The sequence below is a fragment of the Candidatus Neomarinimicrobiota bacterium genome, assembly GCA_030743815.1.
Lineage (GTDB): Bacteria > Fidelibacterota > Marinisomatia > Marinisomatales > S15-B10 > UBA2146.
Genome location: JASLRT010000016.1, coordinates 1 through 1839, shown reverse-complemented (window position 1 = coordinate 1839; position 1839 = coordinate 1). Strand labels below are relative to the sequence as shown.

Here is a 1839-nt window from a genome sequence, read left to right as displayed (position 1 = left end):
AAAGTTCTCCTACTTCCATAATTGTACCATACAAATAAAATAAGCACCCGTCACTAAAATTGCAAGCCTGAAATATTTTTTGCCAGTTCGGCTATATGTTTGGGTGAAGATCCACAGCATCCGCCTACTATTCGAGCCCCTCTCTGGATAGCGCGAGTCATGATCTGCATAAATTCCGTTTCCGGGTAGATCTCACTGGTTACTCCATCCGGTTCCGGGTCCGAATGCCCCAAATTAGGGTAAAGCCCAAGGGGTAACTCTGTGAACTGGCTCATCGTATCCAACACTGCTACTGAGATACGCGGCTCTGAGCAGTTAACCAGTACAGCGTCGGCGCCATTTTCCTCTACCACCCGCACAGCACTCTCCAAACTGTCACCTGATAGAAGATGCTCAACATCTGACACGATAAAACTGACCCACCGCGAAAGTCCAAGACCGTTCGTTGCCTCCAACGCAGCCGAAACTTCATCAATACGCGACATGGCTTCTATAAGGATAAGATCCACGCCACCTTCTGTGAGCCATTCTCCCAACTGCCTGAATTCCGCTAAGGCAGTCTCAACTCCTGGAAACAGTTCGGGAGTGTAGCAATCCTCCAGAGGAGCGACGGAACCTGCCACCAGAGCTTTTTCGCCTGCGGCTCTCTTTGTCAAAGCAACAGCAGTCAAGGCGGCATCTTTCGCTCGTTCTGCGGCTTCGTCGAGATTATCAGTTATTTTCATGAAAGTACGGGGAAGTGTGCGAAAAGTTGCAGTCGTAATAATTTTTGCGCCTGCAGAAACATGGTCACTGTGGATTGCCTGAACAATCTCGGGGTGCTCTTCAACTGCAGCCGCAGACCAGAGAGGCAGAGAAACATCCACCCCACGCCGCTCCAGCTCTGTCCCCATGGCGCCGTCCAGCAATAGCGGGGGACCTGATACCAACCGTTCGGCCAGATTCACTTTTCCATCTTGTAGAGCCACATCAGCAAGGCGGTAAACGCCCGAGGAAAGAAGCGCACCATGGCGTGCATCATCTTTGTATCGGCGGAAACCAGTATCAAGAAGCGCCCTTTGCGCATTCCGCTGATCATCTTGTTCAATACCTGATCCACCTCTATCACCTTGAACTTGTGAAACCAGTCGGGATGGCTCTCCAGATCGTCATCCACCAGGGGAGTATGTACCCCCGGCGGCGCTACCACAGAGACCTTGATGCCGTACTTCTTCACCTCGTGCCTTAGTGAGTCGGAAAAACCGGTGAGTGCGAACTTACTGGCTCCATATGAGGTATAAGTGGGCAATCCTTTCAGCCCGGTGATGGAAGAGATATTGACAATATAGCCGTTCCCCTGCTCTTTCATGATTGGGAGCACATTCCGGACAAACTCCACAGCGCCGAAATAGTTCACATCCATGTGTTGGCGGAACCGTTCTGGCGGTGTTTCCTCAAAGATCATAGGTCCTGCAATGCCGGCACAATTCACCATGATATCCACCCCTCCCAGCTCATCCACAGCCGTTCGCACCACGTGAGCTACGTCTTCAGGATTGGTCACATCGCAGGGAGCAACAATAGCCGTCCCGCCATGGGATCGTATCTCTGCTGCCACCCCTTCAAGTTCTTCCTGCCGTCGAGCCGACAGCACTACTTTCACACCCATCTTAGCGAACCGCATGGCGATCCCTCTGCCGATACCGCTGGATGCTCCAGTAACGATCGCTCGCCTATCTTTGAATTCGTAATTCATCTTTTTTTCTCCCAATCTTCCTTTAACAGACCAAAACTGTAATGATCCACTCTTTCACCTCGAATCTCCAGGTAGCCTCTCTTGACTCCTTCCTTGACAAAACC

2 protein-coding genes are annotated in these 1839 nt (G+C 51.3%); both read right to left on the bottom strand.

The genetic code is table 11. The features are described 5' to 3' along the window. Window positions 1–53: 53 nt before the first annotated feature. A complete protein-coding gene (locus QF669_01570; GenBank protein MDP6456132.1) occupies window positions 54–947 on the bottom strand; it encodes a homocysteine S-methyltransferase family protein in 894 nt (297 codons plus the stop codon). After that, window positions 944–1735 carry an SDR family oxidoreductase gene (locus QF669_01565; GenBank protein ID MDP6456131.1) on the bottom strand — a complete coding sequence of 264 codons (792 nt, stop codon included), beginning with the start codon at window positions 1733–1735 and terminating at the stop codon, window positions 944–946. The genes QF669_01570 and QF669_01565 overlap by 4 nt, the downstream gene beginning before the upstream one ends. Between the last annotated feature and the right edge of the window lie 104 nt (window positions 1736–1839).